The organism is Bradyrhizobium sp. SOJA106 (genome assembly GCF_059448745.1).
On sequence record NZ_CM182549.1, the window covers coordinates 1,847,351 to 1,863,833 of the forward strand.

Annotated in this window: 12 protein-coding genes and 1 pseudogene; 11 read left to right on the plus strand and 2 right to left on the minus strand. The window is 56.5% G+C overall.

Translation table 11 applies throughout. The annotated features are described in order from the left end of the window. Nucleotides 1–783: 783 nt before the first annotated feature. Nucleotides 784–1,752: an NAD(P)H-dependent flavin oxidoreductase gene (locus AC5V87_RS08370; RefSeq protein ID WP_495370603.1), complete on the minus strand. Its 969-nt coding sequence runs from the start codon at nt 1,750–1,752 to the stop codon at nt 784–786. A 778-nt stretch (nt 1,753–2,530) separates the two neighbouring features. Here AC5V87_RS08370 and AC5V87_RS08375 point away from each other — a divergent pair. Together AC5V87_RS08375 and AC5V87_RS08380 are read left to right on the plus strand one after the other, a co-directional pair. Continuing rightward, the gene (locus AC5V87_RS08375; RefSeq protein WP_495370604.1) at nt 2,531–2,776 is read left to right on the plus strand and encodes a hypothetical protein; all 246 of its coding nucleotides are present in this window, start codon (nt 2,531–2,533) and stop codon (nt 2,774–2,776) included. A gap of 994 nt (nt 2,777–3,770) precedes the next feature. Beyond that, nucleotides 3,771–5,057 (plus strand): annotated as a pseudogene (locus AC5V87_RS08380) (aspartate aminotransferase family protein). A 577-nt stretch (nt 5,058–5,634) separates the two neighbouring features. Here the strand turns inward: AC5V87_RS08380 and AC5V87_RS08385 are convergent. Further along, the gene (locus AC5V87_RS08385; protein WP_495370605.1) at nt 5,635–5,877 is read right to left on the minus strand and encodes a hypothetical protein; all 243 of its coding nucleotides are present in this window, start codon (nt 5,875–5,877) and stop codon (nt 5,635–5,637) included. Nucleotides 5,878–7,427: 1,550 nt separating this feature from the next. Here AC5V87_RS08385 and AC5V87_RS08390 point away from each other — a divergent pair. From AC5V87_RS08390 to asnB, 9 genes are all read left to right on the plus strand, one after another. Further along, nucleotides 7,428–7,841, plus strand: a complete 414-nt coding sequence (locus tag AC5V87_RS08390; RefSeq protein ID WP_495370606.1) for a hypothetical protein — start codon at nt 7,428–7,430, stop codon at nt 7,839–7,841. Between the two features lie 178 nt (nt 7,842–8,019). Then, nucleotides 8,020–8,391 (plus strand): hypothetical protein, encoded by a 372-nt coding sequence (locus AC5V87_RS08395; protein ID WP_495370607.1) that lies wholly within the window; start codon nt 8,020–8,022, stop codon nt 8,389–8,391. A 146-nt stretch (nt 8,392–8,537) separates the two neighbouring features. Then, the gene (locus AC5V87_RS08400; protein WP_495370608.1) at nt 8,538–9,023 is read left to right on the plus strand and encodes a helix-turn-helix domain-containing protein; all 486 of its coding nucleotides are present in this window, start codon (nt 8,538–8,540) and stop codon (nt 9,021–9,023) included. A gap of 57 nt (nt 9,024–9,080) precedes the next feature. Then, nucleotides 9,081–9,458, plus strand: a complete 378-nt coding sequence (locus tag AC5V87_RS08405; protein ID WP_495371859.1) for a transposase — start codon at nt 9,081–9,083, stop codon at nt 9,456–9,458. 1,293 nt (nt 9,459–10,751) lie between these two features. Beyond that, entirely contained in the window at nt 10,752–11,318 is a 567-nt protein-coding gene (locus tag AC5V87_RS08410) for an MFS transporter (RefSeq protein WP_495370609.1), read from the plus strand. Further along, nucleotides 11,258–11,794 (plus strand): MFS transporter, encoded by a 537-nt coding sequence (locus AC5V87_RS08415; protein ID WP_495371860.1) that lies wholly within the window; start codon nt 11,258–11,260, stop codon nt 11,792–11,794. The genes AC5V87_RS08410 and AC5V87_RS08415 overlap by 61 nt, the downstream gene beginning before the upstream one ends. A gap of 796 nt (nt 11,795–12,590) precedes the next feature. Continuing rightward, nucleotides 12,591–13,202 (plus strand): CDP-alcohol phosphatidyltransferase family protein, encoded by a 612-nt coding sequence (locus AC5V87_RS08420; RefSeq protein WP_495370610.1) that lies wholly within the window; start codon nt 12,591–12,593, stop codon nt 13,200–13,202. Between the two features lie 29 nt (nt 13,203–13,231). Beyond that, on the plus strand, nt 13,232–14,035 hold the full coding sequence (locus AC5V87_RS08425) for a formyltransferase family protein (protein ID WP_495370611.1): 804 nt from the start codon (nt 13,232–13,234) through the stop codon (nt 14,033–14,035). Between the two features lie 250 nt (nt 14,036–14,285). Then, a complete protein-coding gene (asnB, locus tag AC5V87_RS08430) occupies nt 14,286–16,133 on the plus strand; it encodes an asparagine synthase (glutamine-hydrolyzing) (RefSeq protein ID WP_495370612.1) in 1,848 nt (615 codons plus the stop codon). Nucleotides 16,134–16,483 lie beyond the last annotated feature (350 nt).

Here is a 16,483-nt window from a genome sequence, read left to right on the forward strand (position 1 = left end):
CTTAGCAATCAGAAAGGCACTCGACTGTTCGTCAAAAGGCTTCTGCATCCAGTTGGTTTCGATCCATTCGCATCAGGCCCCGTTCAACGCCCGAGAACCTATTTCGGCCAGCTCCAGCCTTGTAGTTGAGAAGGCCACATATTCTGTGACCGGCTCTGCACTAGTCGCTTTCGTCCCAGAGCACCGTTCAGGAGCATTTAGTTTCCAGAGCGCTCCACTAACATTGACTCAAATGTAGCTCCGCGGCTTCAAGGCCAAGGCCCTCGAGGCCCTGTCAACCCATCTCTCCGATGGGCGATAGATAGCTGGGCACCTCAACAAGAAAGCTCCGCGAGCACATGCAGTTAGAGATCGAATGGCACCATCGCGCCGCTCTGGCGTGACGACCATAATGTGGATCACCCATGATCAGCGTGCGAATGTCGTAATGATCGCCATGTATCTCGAGAGGCAAGACGATTGCGGCCCATGTTGAATCTATCAGTTACGAAGGAGCTGAAGACGAAGAACTTCGTGCCGACTAAAGCGGCCGACCAGTGTGCTGCGATGGTGCCGATGATCAGCTCCTTTCTCCCTGTGTTATCGCTTCGCGCACTTCCGGCGGAACGAGGGGTCATCGACACCTAAGGCGATGCTCGTGCGGAACGAGACGAATGCTCGCCTGGCGTTTCGGCGCGCTTAGCATCGAGTCCATGCGCCAGTTACGACGGACCCGTGTTTTGCGGTTGATGCTTCAATGGACTCCAAAGAGCAGATTCATGCACTCAAAGGTCTTGACCGGTATCAGACGGAGCTCGCCAAGGTCGCCCTATATTGCGCGGCGACCTGCTGCACCAGGTCGGCGGCACCCATAATCGAGAGCACGCCTGAAACGGCGTGACCAGCACTCAAGATATCGATCCACCGCCGCGGTCCTTCGCCAGAATTGCCACCAAATCTTTCTTTGGCTTGTGCTTCGGACACGGTTTCGTCGAGGGTCGACGGATCAAGGCCGGACGCGACGATTGATGGCCTTAGCATGTTGACTTGAAGCCCCGTGAAAGCCCTGGTCAGCATTACGTCGTCAAGCGTGCTATCTATCAGCATGCGTCGATAGGCACTGCTCGCCATGCTCTCAAGTGTCGCAATGAAGCTGGTTCCCATGTAGGCGAGATCACACCCGAGCAAACGTGCAGCAGCGAGGGAAACGCCGTCAGTGATGCCGCCGGCGAGTACGATTGGACCATCGAACATGGCGCGAACTGCCCGAACGAAAGCAAATGGGTTAGCCCAGCCAGTATGGCCACCAGCTCCCGCGGTAAGCAGGATCAAGCCATCCGCACCGGCTTTCACGGCGTTTTCCGCGTGGTGCAGCGATGCGACGTCGGTGAATACAAGGCAGCCAATTTCGTGCAGCGGTCCGATCGCAGCAGTCGGCGATCCCATGCTGGTTATCACAATTTCCACCTTGTGGCGTATGAGACAGGCGAGGTCATCTTTCATCCGCGCCTGACGCATGAGAAGGTTTGGGCAGTGCGGCGCGGTCACTCGGTTCCCCTTCGCGAGATCATGCTCAATGAAGGTTAGCCAATGATCGAGCTCCTCGACCGATCGCGCATTGATGGTCGGAAATGCGCCAATCGCTCCCGACCGGCAGACAGTAGTCACAAGTTCTACCCCAGAGACAGAGAACATGGGCGCAACGATCAGCGGTAGGCCAAGCCGAGATGCGATTGCAGCCGGCAATCTGCTTCCATGGGATCGTGCAATCATACTTATCGCCTCAAAAATTGAGTTGCGCTTCTAGGATCATGTTGTCTCTAGCTATTGCGTTTGCCGGAGGAGGTTCCACGGACGGACGTCATAACGTTCGAAGCTTAGGCCTGCCTGAGCGAGGAGAGGCCGTCGTGCGCCTACCCTGATCGAGACAAGATCAGGGTCGTTCGAGCAAACAGGCGAGCGAAGGAGGGCGCTCGATCAGGGGAGCTAGCGAGGGCTGATAGTGCTTATGATGCATCGCGAACACCCGTAGCTCCTTGTCATCAGGCTGAAGGCTGACGTTCTCAGGTAATTCGTGACATGCGGATGCTGCTGGATCAACTGCCAAAGCAGATAGTATTGTCCGGAAGACGAGCTCCACTCTATCCCGGGATCTGCGCGATGGAGGCGCCGGAACACCTGCACAGCGCCCAAACGTCGCAAGAATTGCTCGCTCGTGGCGCTGACGGCCTGCCGCGCGACTACACGATCAGCGCATACTCGGCTGGGAACGCAAGCGCGGCGACATTGGAGCCCCCCTTTGCACTGACTAGAGTTAGTGGCGAGGCGATCTCGCAAGGCGTTTAGGATATCAGTGATCTCGCGAGATGTCTCCGATAGCCTCTGGATTGGCCATTTTCGTAGAGTGCGTAGTTGAACGTATGCTTCGGCTCGCGAACGAGACAAAAAATGTTCCATCGTGCTGGCGGGACGGCCAGTTTCCAAATCCGTTGCCAAGAAGACCGTCGGTCCGGTCGAATGCTAGGACGATATTCGTCAAGCGTCAGAATCATTGGACCTTGAGACGTACCGTCATTCTTTGCGAATTCCGCACCACCTCGCGCAGTGCGGCCTTGACCCGGCCCTTTATTTTGTCGCGCAATTGCGGGCCCAACTCCCGATGGATGGCGGCGTCCGGCCCGGCGGGCAGAACGCAGACGCGCGGATAGCCGTAGCCAGCGCGGGCATGACGGATCTCCTTGAACTGATGTTCGAGGGCAGCGTGGCCGGCGCGACGGGGTTTGTAACGGTAGGTTGATCCGTCAAACGTGAGTGCCGCGCGGGTGTGGCGGATCGAGACCTGCCACTCGTTGCTGCTTCGACGACCAGCTTGCGCTTGTGGCCGGGCGTCATGCTATTTGCGGATCGCATCCTGCGGCATCCCTCGTTGAGCGACAGAGTTGCCACCAGCTTCGCCAGCTTGACGTTGTCGTCCTCGAGCAGCAGCCGCATCTCGGTTGGTAGCAGCCTGTCGTGCTTCTTCTTCCAATTAAAGTAGTCAGCCCGACTAATGCCGGCCTTGCGGCAGATCTTGGCTGCGGCGACCAGTCACGGCTCTGCTTGAGAATGAATGCCTTCTGGGCGTCGGGAATTCGAGGCCGTCAGTGTTCTTCCCCCTCCTCAGGGGGAGCCGGTGCTGGAACCCTCGCGAAAATGCCCCAGTCTGCCGGCCTCAGATCGTTCTCTCCGGGCCCCGTTCGGAAATTGGGGCCTCTTGAAGGTGTTGCTGGCGATCTCACCAGAGTAGGTAGTGTCGCGATGTCCTATTGATGCGTACGGTCAGCTAGCAACTCGCCACCTGCTGTGATGCAGCTAATCTGAGGGTATCCAGCAGAGGCCGCAACATGCGGGGCGTTAATTGATGAGATCTGCGTCCCCAAGCGTTCTCTGCTGCGCATGCGCCAGGCGCACGCAAGCAAGTTCGTTACTGTGGACCCGCGGACAAAAGCAGTACCGAACCAATATCGAGAGTAGAGGAAACTCTCTGCGGCAGTTTGGCATGAGGGGCTAATCCAGTTTGATTGACGTTTTGATCGCGTGATGCGCAAATTGGTCGATAGTCCCCTTCGCCCGAAGCCGAACGTCAGGGCTCAGGCGTTGTGGCATCGCTATGACTGGTGACTGCCTACTCAGCACAACTTCAAGAAGACTATGAGGATGTCGTGAACCACAAGAAAGCAGAGTCCAATACGGCGGTTTGATTTTCGCGCGCTGGGAGGCGGTCCGACGAAAGCTTTTCCCGGGGACAAAGAGTGTTCCCCGACGGCACCTCGCGAGTTACGATTGAGCGAGATCCAACTCCGCTTTATATCGAGCGTTGGCTTGGGCAGCTATGTGTTCGATGTCGATGGCCGCCGGTTTCGGACCTCAATTGCAACTTCACGACGTTGATCCATGGACATGCCTTCGCCCCCGTGGTGGAAGCGCTAGTGAATCAAATTCAGCGCGGCAGCTGCTTCGCAAATCCGACGGAGATCGAGATCGAACTCGCAGAACTACTCTGTGAACGCATTCCGAGGGTTGACCGCGTTCGCTTCGTGAATACCGGGACTGACGCCGTACTATTTGCGGTCAAAGCTGCGCGGGCCTTCACCGGACGTTCGAAGATTGCCAAGATCGAGGGTGCATATCATGGTGCCTATGACTGGGTCGAAGTCAGTCAAGCGGCGACACCGGAGAACTGGGGTGACGTCATCCAGCCAAACTCGACGCCCTTCTATCGCGGGATGCCTGCAAGTGTTCTCGATGAGCTGATTGTTCTCCGCTTCAACGATGTTGAAGGCGCACATCGATTGATATAGTCGAATGCGTCTGAGCTTGCCGCCGTCATTCTGGATCCGATGCCGAGCCGCGCGGGGTTCATTGCGCCAAAGCCCGAATTCGTAGCTGCTGTGCAGGAATCGGCCCGCAAAAACGGGATTCTTGTGATTGCTGATGAGGTCCTCAATCTTAGGCAGAGCTTTCAGGGGGGCTTCCGCACGTTACGGCCTTGTCCCAGACATCATCGCGATGGGCAAGATCATCGGCGGAGGTCTGCCGATTGGAGCAATCGGCGGTCGCGAGGACGTGATGAAGGTATTCGATGCACATCGGGTCGACCACTGCTTCCGCAAGGAGGTACGTTTTCTGCCAATCCACTATCCATGACAGCGGGGCTAGCCGCAATGCATCATCTGGACCATGGGTCTTTTGCTCATCTGGAGATCCTCGGGGACATCGTGCGAACAGGAATCGGTCGGGCAATCTCGAAACTGGGCGCGCCGCTCTGTGTCACTGGAGCCGCCTCACTCTTCCGCATTCATCCGGGGGCAGAAGCTCCGAGTGAATATCGCGAGATCTGTCCCACGCCCGCCGGAGAAACTCTAATGAAGGAGTTAACACGCTTCTTTGCGGAGAACGGCATCATCCTCCCTTATGGTGCTGCTGCATCGATTTCATCACCTATGACGCGCGCCGACGCGGAGTTCATCGTCGATGTGTTCGCAGGCTTTCTCGAGAGCCGTCAAGACATGCGGGGCGCAATGAGGGTAGGCAGATGAATGGGCTATGTCGGCAGCGCATTTTGGTTTAAGCCTTTAAGAGGATCTTTCGCCTATAGTCTACCGTCCTCGACGATCCCGGTTGGTGAGGGCCGGCGATAATCAGCTGGGATAGTCGGGTGGTAATCGCTCGTCCACACGCCGCTGCTCCCTTGCACGAGTTGAGCGACCGGCAGGACCCCTGTCACAGTGCGCTTGGTAGTTTCGTGGCCCGAGTAAGCATCACACCTGCGTGCGCGCAACCTTTTCGACTTTGTTGGCTACACGAGTGTTGCCGTCGTGCCTTGAGTGAGCTCGGCAATCGGAGCCACAGCTTGGCCTAAGGAGCGATAGGTCGCAGCCTTGCACCTTAAAGAACGCTGTTCAGCAGTCCGTTCAGGCCATATACATGGGCGGACCTACGCGCCGACCAAAATCTGACTTATTCTCGTCCTCTAGGCGCAAGATCGCCGTCATGTTTCGCTCCTTGTGATGGCCAAGGCCAGCCTTTATGCATTCTTAAAGGGGATGCGATCTGGCGGTCTGCTGTCGTGGCCTGCAGCAAAGCCAAGTACCTTACTCAATAGGGCTGATCTATTCAACCATGCTCCTCGGGCGGGCCGTGGAGAATAATAAGTTCGATCTCGCGAGATACCTCGAATATAGCTTCTGGATGTAGGCCATTCTCGCAAAGTGCATATTTGAGCGCTTGCGCACGGCTCGCGAACAAGCCACCGAAATTGCCGTTCTGTTCACGGACGACCCAGTTTCCAAAACGATTCTTGCCAACAAGGACGATCGGTTCGGTGGAGTTTCCAGAAGGATATTCGACAAGTGTCATAACCATAGACCATGAGTTTGTAGAACCTGGGGATAATTCTGCTCGTTGCATAGCGTGAGCTGACCAGTCAAAGCGTGTTGTGTTGGCGAGAGAGCATCGCCGTTTTAGGCTGCGAGAGACAGCTGGAAAGGCTTGCCCGCCTACCTTTGAATTGTCAGTTAGACTGGAGCAGCACGACGCTTTTGGCCTGTTTCGTTTCATATATGCGACGTTTTCTTGCACCCATGAGGCGCGGACGACTACCACCCTGAACGTTTGCCGCCGTAATGCGGCGAAGCGCAAAATCTCCCAGCGGTCGGGATTGTCAGCCAAACTTCATCGGTGCTAGGCACGACTAGCACGGGTTCATCGAGGCACGGGTACGTGGAATATGGGGGTGTTGGTGGAGTATCAGGATTATCTGCCGAACTTGGCATCTGCAGCTCCGTCCTTGGATTGCGCTTCAGGATTCGCAGATCCGTATCACGTCTAGAGGACCGCCGCGATTTCAGCCATCTCGCATGGTCGTTGCAGATCGCGGCAACCAAATGCGATGTTTCATTTCGCGAACCATTCGTCGTTCCGGATGACAGAATCTACAGCAAACACCAGGCTTGTCGCGCTATCAATTCTGGGGAAGGCAGAGTCGCTTGAACGAGGAAGTGTACCTACCCCATTGAGACGTCTTTTCTGCTTTTCACCAGAAGATCCGAGAGAAAGAGGCGACTAGGATAAAAAACGCGCGCGAATACATGAGGATCTCGGACGCTTGCCTATGCGCGCGCTCATCGCTGGCAAAGGCGAGACCACTTTCGTGCTGAGCTCGTCGTTGCGCGCCAAGGCCGTAATCTCATCGCTTCGACAAACCTGCTTAGAAACGTTCGAAATGTGTTCGAGCGCAGCTTCTGTGGGCTCAAGGACTTCCGCCGCATCGCCACCAAACACGCAAGCTCTTTGGGAACTTCTTGGCCACTGTATCGGCTCAATTGAGGCCGGACATTAAGAGTTTAGGCAGGCGGCAGAAGTGGACCGTAATGAGAAAGATCGTAGCGCCCCATTCTCGGCCAATTGATGCGGCAGGTGGACCGTAACCACGGCTTATTCCTGGGTTAGATGTCAGGAATGCACTTTCAGCTAAGCCCTCAAATGCTAGCGATGTGTCGGCTCTGGTCCAGGCGTATACGATTAGCGTTCCTGGCCTTTCATTGAAGTGAGTGCAGAATCGGGTGCGCCAAGAAACGGACTGTGGGGACGCGCAAGATGCCTCTGCGGCCGGCTCGTCGGCAGTGGCGCCGGCCTTTCAGAGGCAGCTGAGCGACGTCGCTCGCCCATCCACTTCCGTGCTCATGCAGGTCCGTGCCCAAGCGGATGCATGGCAATCTGAGGCGCGGTCCGTCATGCGGGCGAGCGCGCACCCATATCTGCCGGCTCCGGACGGTGAAGGAACAATGCCGAACGCTTCGGCACTCATGGAGCCGAGCCGTGTCTTGGATCGCGCCGTACGGCATAGCGCTTCGCATGACTGGCCAGAGGTCCTGCCTGTGGAAGATCAGCATCGGTTTCAGGTGATCATGAACGAACCCCTCCCGGCATCACCTCTGGAATTAACCGGAGAGGATGATGCGATGCCGGGCAACTCAGCGCAGCAGAAGAGCCAGCCAATTGGGGTATTGGTAGGTCGCAGCGAGAAGCCCCTTTATGCCGAAGATGCACTCCTTATTCCCCGGCTTAAGCAGGCGCTCATCGAAGGAGGAGCCGCCGAGAGCACCGCCACGAGCAACGTCGGTCATCTGCGCAGCTTCGCCCGCTGGCTCTTTGCAAACAGAAAGCCCAGCATTGCTGATCGGCTTCATAGCGATTCAATGGATGAAGACGTCGATGAGTTCATAGCAAAAGGTGGAACGACGAACGTCCGTTGGGCATTTAGCTCATCTGCGGACCTCTCAGTCGACAAGAGGTATCGCGCCGATCGCTGGCCGCCCTGACCTGACTCCCTATCCAGAGGACGCGAGTCTCAACAAAGAGTACAAACAACAAGCAGTGACGGCCGGAACTTTAGGTACCGCCAGCACCTGTGCCACTCTTCTCGCGGATTTCAGCCACTACCTTCGTACAAACAACCAGCCGGGCATTGCGGCGCGGATTCACGACGAGACATGGAATATGGAAGAAGCGCTGAATGAAGAGATCAAGCGCTTCAAGGACGCCGGTGGTCATAGAAGTATCGGCGCGGCACTTGAACATCTCCGCGATGGAGCGAGAAAACGCAATGCTCCGCCTTTATATTCCGAAGACGCACAGATGATTTCTACACTTCAAGACGCGCTTGTTGGGGCAGAGTACAAGGAGATCACCGCTAGGGTGGATTATGTTCGTCCTCTTCGCAGATACAGCCAGTGGCTCTTTGCAAACAACAAACCGTGCATCGCTGCTCGGCTTAACGACGCGTCGTTGGCCAGCGATGCCGCGGTGTTTGATATAAGTAAAAGGCGGCTCGTTCTTTGCGCACTAGTGCCCACTTTTCTTGGATCGTGAGTCGTGATTCAAGATATGGATGATACCCGAAGCAAGAGAAGTCCACCTTTCGAGGAAAGATCGCAAGGTGCTTGAGGCGAGCTGTCGCTCACCGATGACGTTGCAGCACGATTTGAAGCGGGCGCGGATAGTTCTGTTGGCGGCGGATGGGCGCAGCACCCGGTCGATCGCCTTGGGGTCCAGCCGCGGATTGTCAGCCTTGGCGGCATCGCTATGCCGACCAAGGCCTTGACGGGCTGCAAGACAAGGCGCGCCCGGGCAAGCAGCCGATTTATACGAAGGCCACTGACAAGCGGATTCTGAAGCTGCTGGACAAGCTGCCGCCGAAAGGGTTCGCACGCTGGACCGGGCCCCTGCTGGCCGGGGCGCTGGGCGATGTTGACGTCCAATATGTCTGGCGGTTCCTGCGCAACCACAAGATTGACCTCGCGGCTCGCAAGTCCTGGTGTAAGAGCAACGACCCGAACTTTACGGCCAAAGCCGCGGATGTCGTCGGCCTCTATGTCGCCCCACCCGCGAAGGCCATTGTGCTGTGCGTGGACGAGAAGCCCTCGATCCAGGCTCTGGAGCGAGCGCAGGGTTATCTGAAGTTGCCCAATGGCCGCGCCTTGACCGGCCAGAGCCACGATTAAAAGCGGCATGGCACGACAACGCTGTTTGCAGCGCTCGAAGTCGCCACCGGAAAGATCATCGCAACGCACTCTAAACGGCGTCGCCGCGTCGAGTTTCTTGATTTCATGAAAAGCATCACCGCGGCTTTTCCGAACCGGAAGCTTCACGTCATCCTCGACAACCTCAACACAAGAAGAACGAGCATTGGCTCAAGGCCCACCCCAACGTGCAATTTCACGCCGACAAGTGCGTCCTGGCTCAATCAGGTCGAGGTGTGGTTTTCGATCTTGCAGGGGCAGTCGCTCAGCGGCACCTCCTTCACAAGCCTCAAGCAGCTGCAGGATCACATCGATGCCTACGTCAACGCATACAACGACAGAGCCGAGCCCTTCGTCTGGACCAAGAAAAAGGTCCGTCAGCGCCGTTTCAAAGGCCGCCGTATCACTCCGCTCTGATTCCGGGTACTAGGCGCCCATGCGATGCGAATCCCTGCGCGCAGGGTCCAATCTTCAGTTCGCTCTGGCTGCTGGAGTCCCTAGTCAGGCGGGCCAGCGTCCGCGTCCGACCTGGGCGTGCCGCAGTGAGGAGAACAGGTCTCGATCAAAGGTTTTGCGAGGGCTTTGCGTCGGGCGCGATGTGATGCCAGGAGACACCACTCCGATCCGCCGATGTCAGAATGGCATGGCTGTATTTCGGTGCCATTTTCGCTGACTGTCCTTGGTCTGCCGCCCTCGCGCCCACTCGCCGAGAGCGAGTGTCAGCGGCCATTACCGGCAGGCATTCACGGGTGCAGTCGTCAACAACGGTCTGGTTATGGAATCAGCGTCCGTCTGTAAGCTGATCCGAGACGGCCGGCAAGGGGAGACGGACCTCGCCTCATCTGGAGTCTCACGCTGTCGCGGAAGCGGCGAATTTGCGGACAGTGTGCGCTCCTCTTCTGGCGGCGATTTCGTTAGCAACGCCTCGCCAATGATAAGAGAAACGATACGACGACTCGTCGGGTTTGTTGGGTTCGCGACAGTGTTTCAGCCTGGTTCGCGGAGTCGAACCCACTAAGAAGTGATCGAACGGGTTGGCCTGCGCAATCAGCGAACTGGCACGAGTTTTGATGCTTTCCTTGGCGCGGCAGAAGCTGCCGGTTGGCATCGTGCCCCGGGTTAACGTCATCGGCTGCGGGGAGGAGGGTGCCAACCTCGCTCAAATCGCACGCGATCGAATGGTGGGAATCGCCGCGTTCACGACCTGCCGACGGTGAGCGCGAGCAATTGTCGAGCTCAAGAGAAGATGTCGAAAATTGATTCCAGTCGCTCTCTTGTGGCGGCGCGAGCTGGCCTAATAGAATCCAAAAGTTTGTGCGCGTTCGGGGCCTCTCCTATTTACTTGAGCGTCAGCACCGCAGTCGGCTCTGTCTGTTCGAAGAGTTGCAGGAGATGCCTTATGAATCTGGATATTCATCGCAACGGAGTGTCGTATGCTAGCCCCGCCGCGGGTCAAGTGCTGCGCGATCTTGGCGTCGAACCGATCATTAATTGCACCGGCGTGCGTACCTCCTACAGACCACGGTACATCGAGACCCACCGCGCAGTCGCATGGCCGAGTCAATACAATTGGTGCGATCAAACGGCTGCCAAAGTCCGTCTTGCCCCGTAGCTCGTGTCATTCACCATCGCTGGAATTAATCAGTTCGGGCGAAATCGGAGGCGAACAGAACCTATGCACCTAATCCGTAGTAGTTGAGGCACTCGGCGATGCGACACGAACCGAGAAGATCGCGCCCCATCCGGGAGGATGACTGGCTGATTGTTGTAGCACTGGGCGGTGCAGGAATTATCAGCTACGGCACACTTTATTATTGTGTGGTGGCCATTGCAAAAGAGGCTTCTCATGACCTCGTAGTCACAGAGGACTGGTTAATTGGTCGTTTCTCCTTTGCTTTGCTTGCTAGTGCGCTGATGTCCCTGGTTGCCGGTCGCCTCATGGACCGATACGGCGCAGGCAAGACAATGAAAGTCGCCTCAGTCGTTGGAGCTGCTAGTCTGGGAATTGCAGCAATTTCGTGGAATGCGGTCGTTTTTGCGATCGCCCTGTTCGGTATGCAACTTGCGTCGGCATTTCTCTTTTATGAGGCGGCTTTCGTATTTTTGGTGCAGCGAGATGCGATCCATGCGAAACGGCAAATGGCTGCCTTGACATTGATCGTCGGTTTCTCGTCGACGCTGTTTTGGCCGTTGACCTCGTTGCTGCTCGCATCGATATGCTGGAGCCAAGTCTGTTGGATCTATGGAGGCTGCAATGTTCTCCTCGCGTACCTTTAATCCAATTGGCTCTTGGAAAGTCGTCCGCAAGGCTTGGAGATCTGAATACCGTCTGTGGCTCGCGAGACCAGTCCTCTTCCAAGCCGATTGGCCTCGTCCTCATAACGGTAGGATTCTCGCTGACGACATTTGCTTTTTCAGCATTACTTAGCCGGATGATTCCCATCCTTTCGTCGATCGGCTTAGACCCGCAGGAGACAGCGTTAATTTCCGCACTCTTCGGCCCGTCACAGCTCGCAGTACGGTTGTTTGCAGGATGGTTTAGCGAGAGGATATCTCCCATTCAACTCACCATTTTCGCATGTGTTATGCTTTTGGCGGCCACAATCGTCATTGTGCCGGCGTCTCACTCTGTCGTCCGAATTGCAATCTTCGTTGCCTTGGTTGGGTTTAGCTCTGGCCTAACAGCATCTGTCGAGGAAGCTTGCCGCTGTCAGTCTTCGCGCCGGGCGGGTATGGAACACGAGTGGGCTTGATCACGACTTTCCGATTGTCGACGGCGTCGTTTGCGCCGTTCTTCTTCAGCTTCATTCAAAACAACTATGGAGTTGGGCTTGCCTTGGGTTCACTAGCCGTCTACGCAGTAGGAAGCACGCTTTCATTCGCATTCGTGGGTTTCCGATCAAAGGCGGAGCCAGGCCAATGAAAAGTGGGCTGATCGGCCTGGTTGCGAGCCCGACGTGAACCGGATCGTCAATAAGTGTTCGCCACCTTAGATCCACGATCGCAAGTGTCTGAGTCTAGGCCATCACGCGGAGCTCGACGTTCGCGCGCATTCTGGAAGCCGTGGTGTGCGCGAGGGGGATCAACTGAGCGGTCCAACTGCAGTGCCAAATGGGAGACGTATCTCGGCTTCGCCGGGCCAGAGCTCAAAATGCAGATGTCGCCCCGCTGAGGAGTTGCACGTTGGGATTATCTGGACGCTAGACTTGGTCATCGCGATCGCGACCGCCATTTGCCGCGGTGTTCGGCCCCATTTTGCGTCCTGCCTTGGGCATGTCAACAAGCGCCCGCTGGCGGTCCTTTCGAGGCGATTGAACAGCCGCGGCTATGGGAGAGAACGTCAAGCTGGCCGACCATAGCTCGAGTCCGCCTCGGCCCCACATTTGCATGAAGGCTGCCGTCTTCGCTCGCGGAACCACTAAGCTGACCTACTAGAACCGGTAGTTTGCGGACATTTCGGGCCCCGCCCAATTTAAGTTGCGGCCGCCAACCAGCCGCATGGGCTCAGGTTTCGATCGCTCTCGGCAGAGAGAGCAACATCGAGGTTCGATGATCGCATATTTATCTGACCGCGCAAATGCCGTTACTGCCGTGGGGCTCCTGTGCTGTGGTGCAGCGATGGGGCTCGTGGTGAAAGGACACTATGAGGCGGGAGTCGCGTTCGGTCTCTGGGCGATCATCGCTGATGATGTCGACGGCGAAATTGCCCGGCGCACCAAAGGTCGAACAATGGCTACCAAGGCCATTGGTAAAGCTCTCGATGCTTTCTCTGACCTCTCGTTTGGATCAGTCATCCCGGCGATTGTCATCGCATCTTTTATCGAGTTTCCAGCATCTGCGGTGTTCACAGCGTTCGTGATGCTCATCGGAGCTCTTCGTCTGGCATATTTTGACTATTTCGGATTGGACAAGCGTGGTCGTTCGACCGGTCTACCTCTCTCTTACGCTCTGCCGATGCTGGCCGCGATCTTGCTGCTTGACCACACTATCGCGCCGCTTGAGTTGGGTGTGGTTCTTCCAGCATTCTTTGTACCGCTATCTTTGCTCCACATCGCCCCTTTCAAGATCAAAGCCTCTGGCAGTCTTGTGCATGTGATAACCATCGGCGTGGCGGCCACTGCGTCCGCCGGATTATTGATGACGAGTAGAGCGTTTCAATAAGCGGGCTTGCAATGTCTCAAGGAATAGAAATGTCCAGCTCAATCAACCGCGTGGTATTTGCCGGCACCAGGGGACTTGCGACCCGCTGTCTTCTGTTCGTCATCGAGACCTGCGGCAAAGACCACATCGCCGGCATTCTCGGCGCTTCTCGGTACGAGAAAACTTGGTGGAGGCACGAAACCAGTGAGGAGCTTTGGGAAGTCGCAGACCGCTTCGGAATACCTTTTTTCGAGTCGATAGATGATGTTCCTTCTCTCGGAACGTTTCTCGTAAGCGTCATGTGGAACAAGATTTTCCCGCCCCATATCCTCGCACGGTTCGATGGAGGGGGTATCAATCTTCATCCTGGCCCACTCCCTGAATATCGCGGCAGTTTTGCGCGGACGCATGCCATACTCAATGGCGAGAAGAGCTTTGGGGTAACTGTCCACTATCTCTCAGAGCGGGTCGATAGGGGCGATATTATCGGCGAATTGCGGTTCCCGGTGCTGCCTTCTGAGACCGCCCTTTCTTTAGACACCAGAGCGCTACTTTATGGCTACGCTCTCTTCTGCCAAGTGTGGCTGCGTTTATTGGACGGATCGGCGACGCGTCGCTCACAAGACGAGTTGATCTCTCAAGAAAAGCGCAAGGCTTGCTTCTATCCCATGCGCATGATGACCGAACTTTTGGATTCGTCAGACGTTCCGCGAAGCGCCGAAGAACTCGATCGGCTCTATCGCGCTCTATACCTTCCACCACGCATTGAGCCTCCAAAGTGGCTTATCGAACGAGTGATGACCAATGAGGTTCGGACGCTCGCTCGGGACGTTCACCTCCAGGGGAAGGCTTGACTTGGCTCGCACCGCGGAAGCTAGCCCGGAATCTGAGATCGCGCTTCGGCGAGGCCGTCCGCGAAGCCAAAGTGTGCCTGCAAACCTCCGCTCATTGACTGAACGTGGTCTTAGCTCTGGAGGTTGTTTTTGTAGCAACCAGCCCATCGAGAGGCGCCGGCGGGCCGACCGCGTGTGGGCCGGCTAAGCACGCAGGAGGCTAGCTGTGTGTGGGATTTGCGGATTCATCGGACGGGTCACTGATCTGTCAGTGACCGAGCGGAACCTCGCGCGTTGCGCTCAGGCGCTGGCCCACCGGGGCCCTGACGCGAGTGGTAGTTGCGTGGCCTCTTCCTTTGCCTTTGCGCATCGAAGGCTCGCTATAATCGATCCGGACCCTAGGTCAAATCAACCGTTCCTCGATGAGGAATTCGGCTTGGCTCTCACGTATAACGGGGAGATCTATAATTACCGTGACTTAAGGCGGGACCTGCTCCGGCGCGGATACCGATTTCGCACTGAGTCGGATACGGAAGTACTTTGCAAGGCATTTGCTTGTTGGGGGATTGATAGCGTCAAACGTCTGCGGGGAATGTTTGCTTTCGCAATCTACGATCAAAAGACCGCGACAGCGTTCCTTGTCAGAGATCGGCTCGGTGTCAAACCGCTATATTACGCTTGCGTGGATAATGGGTTTGTCTTTGCCTCACAACCCTCAGCCATCCTGCAGTGGCCTAGGGTCCGCTCGAAGCTCGATCCGGTCGGATTATCAAGCTTTCTCTCCTACCGCGCCGTTTTCGGCGAGAGGACGTTGTTTGCAGATGTTCGAAAGCTGCAACCTGGAACCTGGCTGAAAATCACGGCTCAATCGCACGAGCAGACGTGTTGGTCGGATCCTGCCTACCTCGATGATGGTGGCGATTGCGATTCTCTGGAAACCTTGATTGCCAGCGCCGTGGAGGAACATTTGCTGCCCCACACTCCAGTCGCGGCGCTGCTTTCCGGAGGGCTCGACTCCAGTATCTTGGCTTTCGAGCTTTCAAGGCGCTCGTCGCAAAGGCCGACATGCTTTACTGGAATCGTAAGCAAGGATGCGTACGATGAAAGCCCTTATGCCGTTGCGGTCGCGAAATCCCTTAAGCTCCCCCACGTCTTGGTCCGGCTGCCCGGAGCAACGAGCCTGGATGTCGTTACGCGCCTTACCGCGTTACGTGGTCATCCAGTCGGCATGCACAACGAAGCCGCGATGTATTTACTTGCGCGGACGGTCAGCCACTCTCACAAGGTCCTCCTTACCGGCGAAGGTGCCGACGAGATATTCCTCGGGTATAGCCGGATCTTCAGATTGCCGTTCGACCTTCGTCGACAGGCGCTGTTGGCCGCTCTGCCAGATGTCATTGGCCGCCCGGTGCGACGCCATCTCGGCCTCCCCAAGTTCAAGGCGGGCGAATTTGAGTTCTTCCTTGCGCGGTACACTTATTTTCCCCAAACCGAGAAGCTGTTGCTGGCGACACCGGAATGGAGAAAGGAGATCGTTCACGATGCGGAGCTGATCGATTGGATGAACGATGCCTACCATTCAGGTGGCGCCACCCCCGTGGAGCGCATAAGGCAATTCTTTGTACGGCATCATCTGCCGGCGCTGCTTGAAATGGTCGACAACACCACAATGGCGGCGGGCGTGGAGTCTCGCGTTCCCTTCACAGACCACCGAATCGTTGCGCTAGCTCTGCGCATGTCGTTCTCAGAACATCTGAGTTGGAAACATGCCTTCGCCCCGTTTCAGGCGGCCCTCCAGCCCATTGCGAAATTTAGCGAAACGCTTGATGTCTCCAAGGCCGCTCTGCGCAGTCTTTACCGAGATCATCTACCCACAAGTGTGATCACGAGAAAAAAACTCGGGTTTCCGCTGCCTCTAGGTAAGTGGGCGACAGAGCAGAGCTCGGCGCCCTTTCGTGACTTAATCTTCAAAGACTCTCCCGCGATCGCTGACTATCTCGACATTGGTGCTCTCCGCCGATGGTATGCGCGCCGCTCAGAAGCGGCGAACGATGCATTCGGAAAACAGCTCTGGTTGATCTGCAATCTGGAGGTCTTCCTTCGTCAACTGTCTTCATAGCTGTTGGTAGGGACCGGATGCGGGGGGAGCCAAGGCAATGCCCCACCGCTTAGCGGGAAGACGAGCCGATCGGTGTTTGGAAACAGGAGAATGCCAGCCACCAGAAATATATGGATGCGCGATCGCGTAATCCAGTGCGGATGAGGCGTTCTGACTGTGCTGGAACTGGGTTGAACTACGCCAGTGGATTAGTACGCGAGAAGAACGTTGATGCTGAGAGACGACCTGTCGTGTTCGCGCGCCCTGCGAGAAGCGCGGTTTGACGGACGCGTGATAGGAATGCAGGACAGACCTCATGATGGCCGATTTGCTGCTGTCCAGCTCGAGTGTATACCGGCACCGGACCGCGA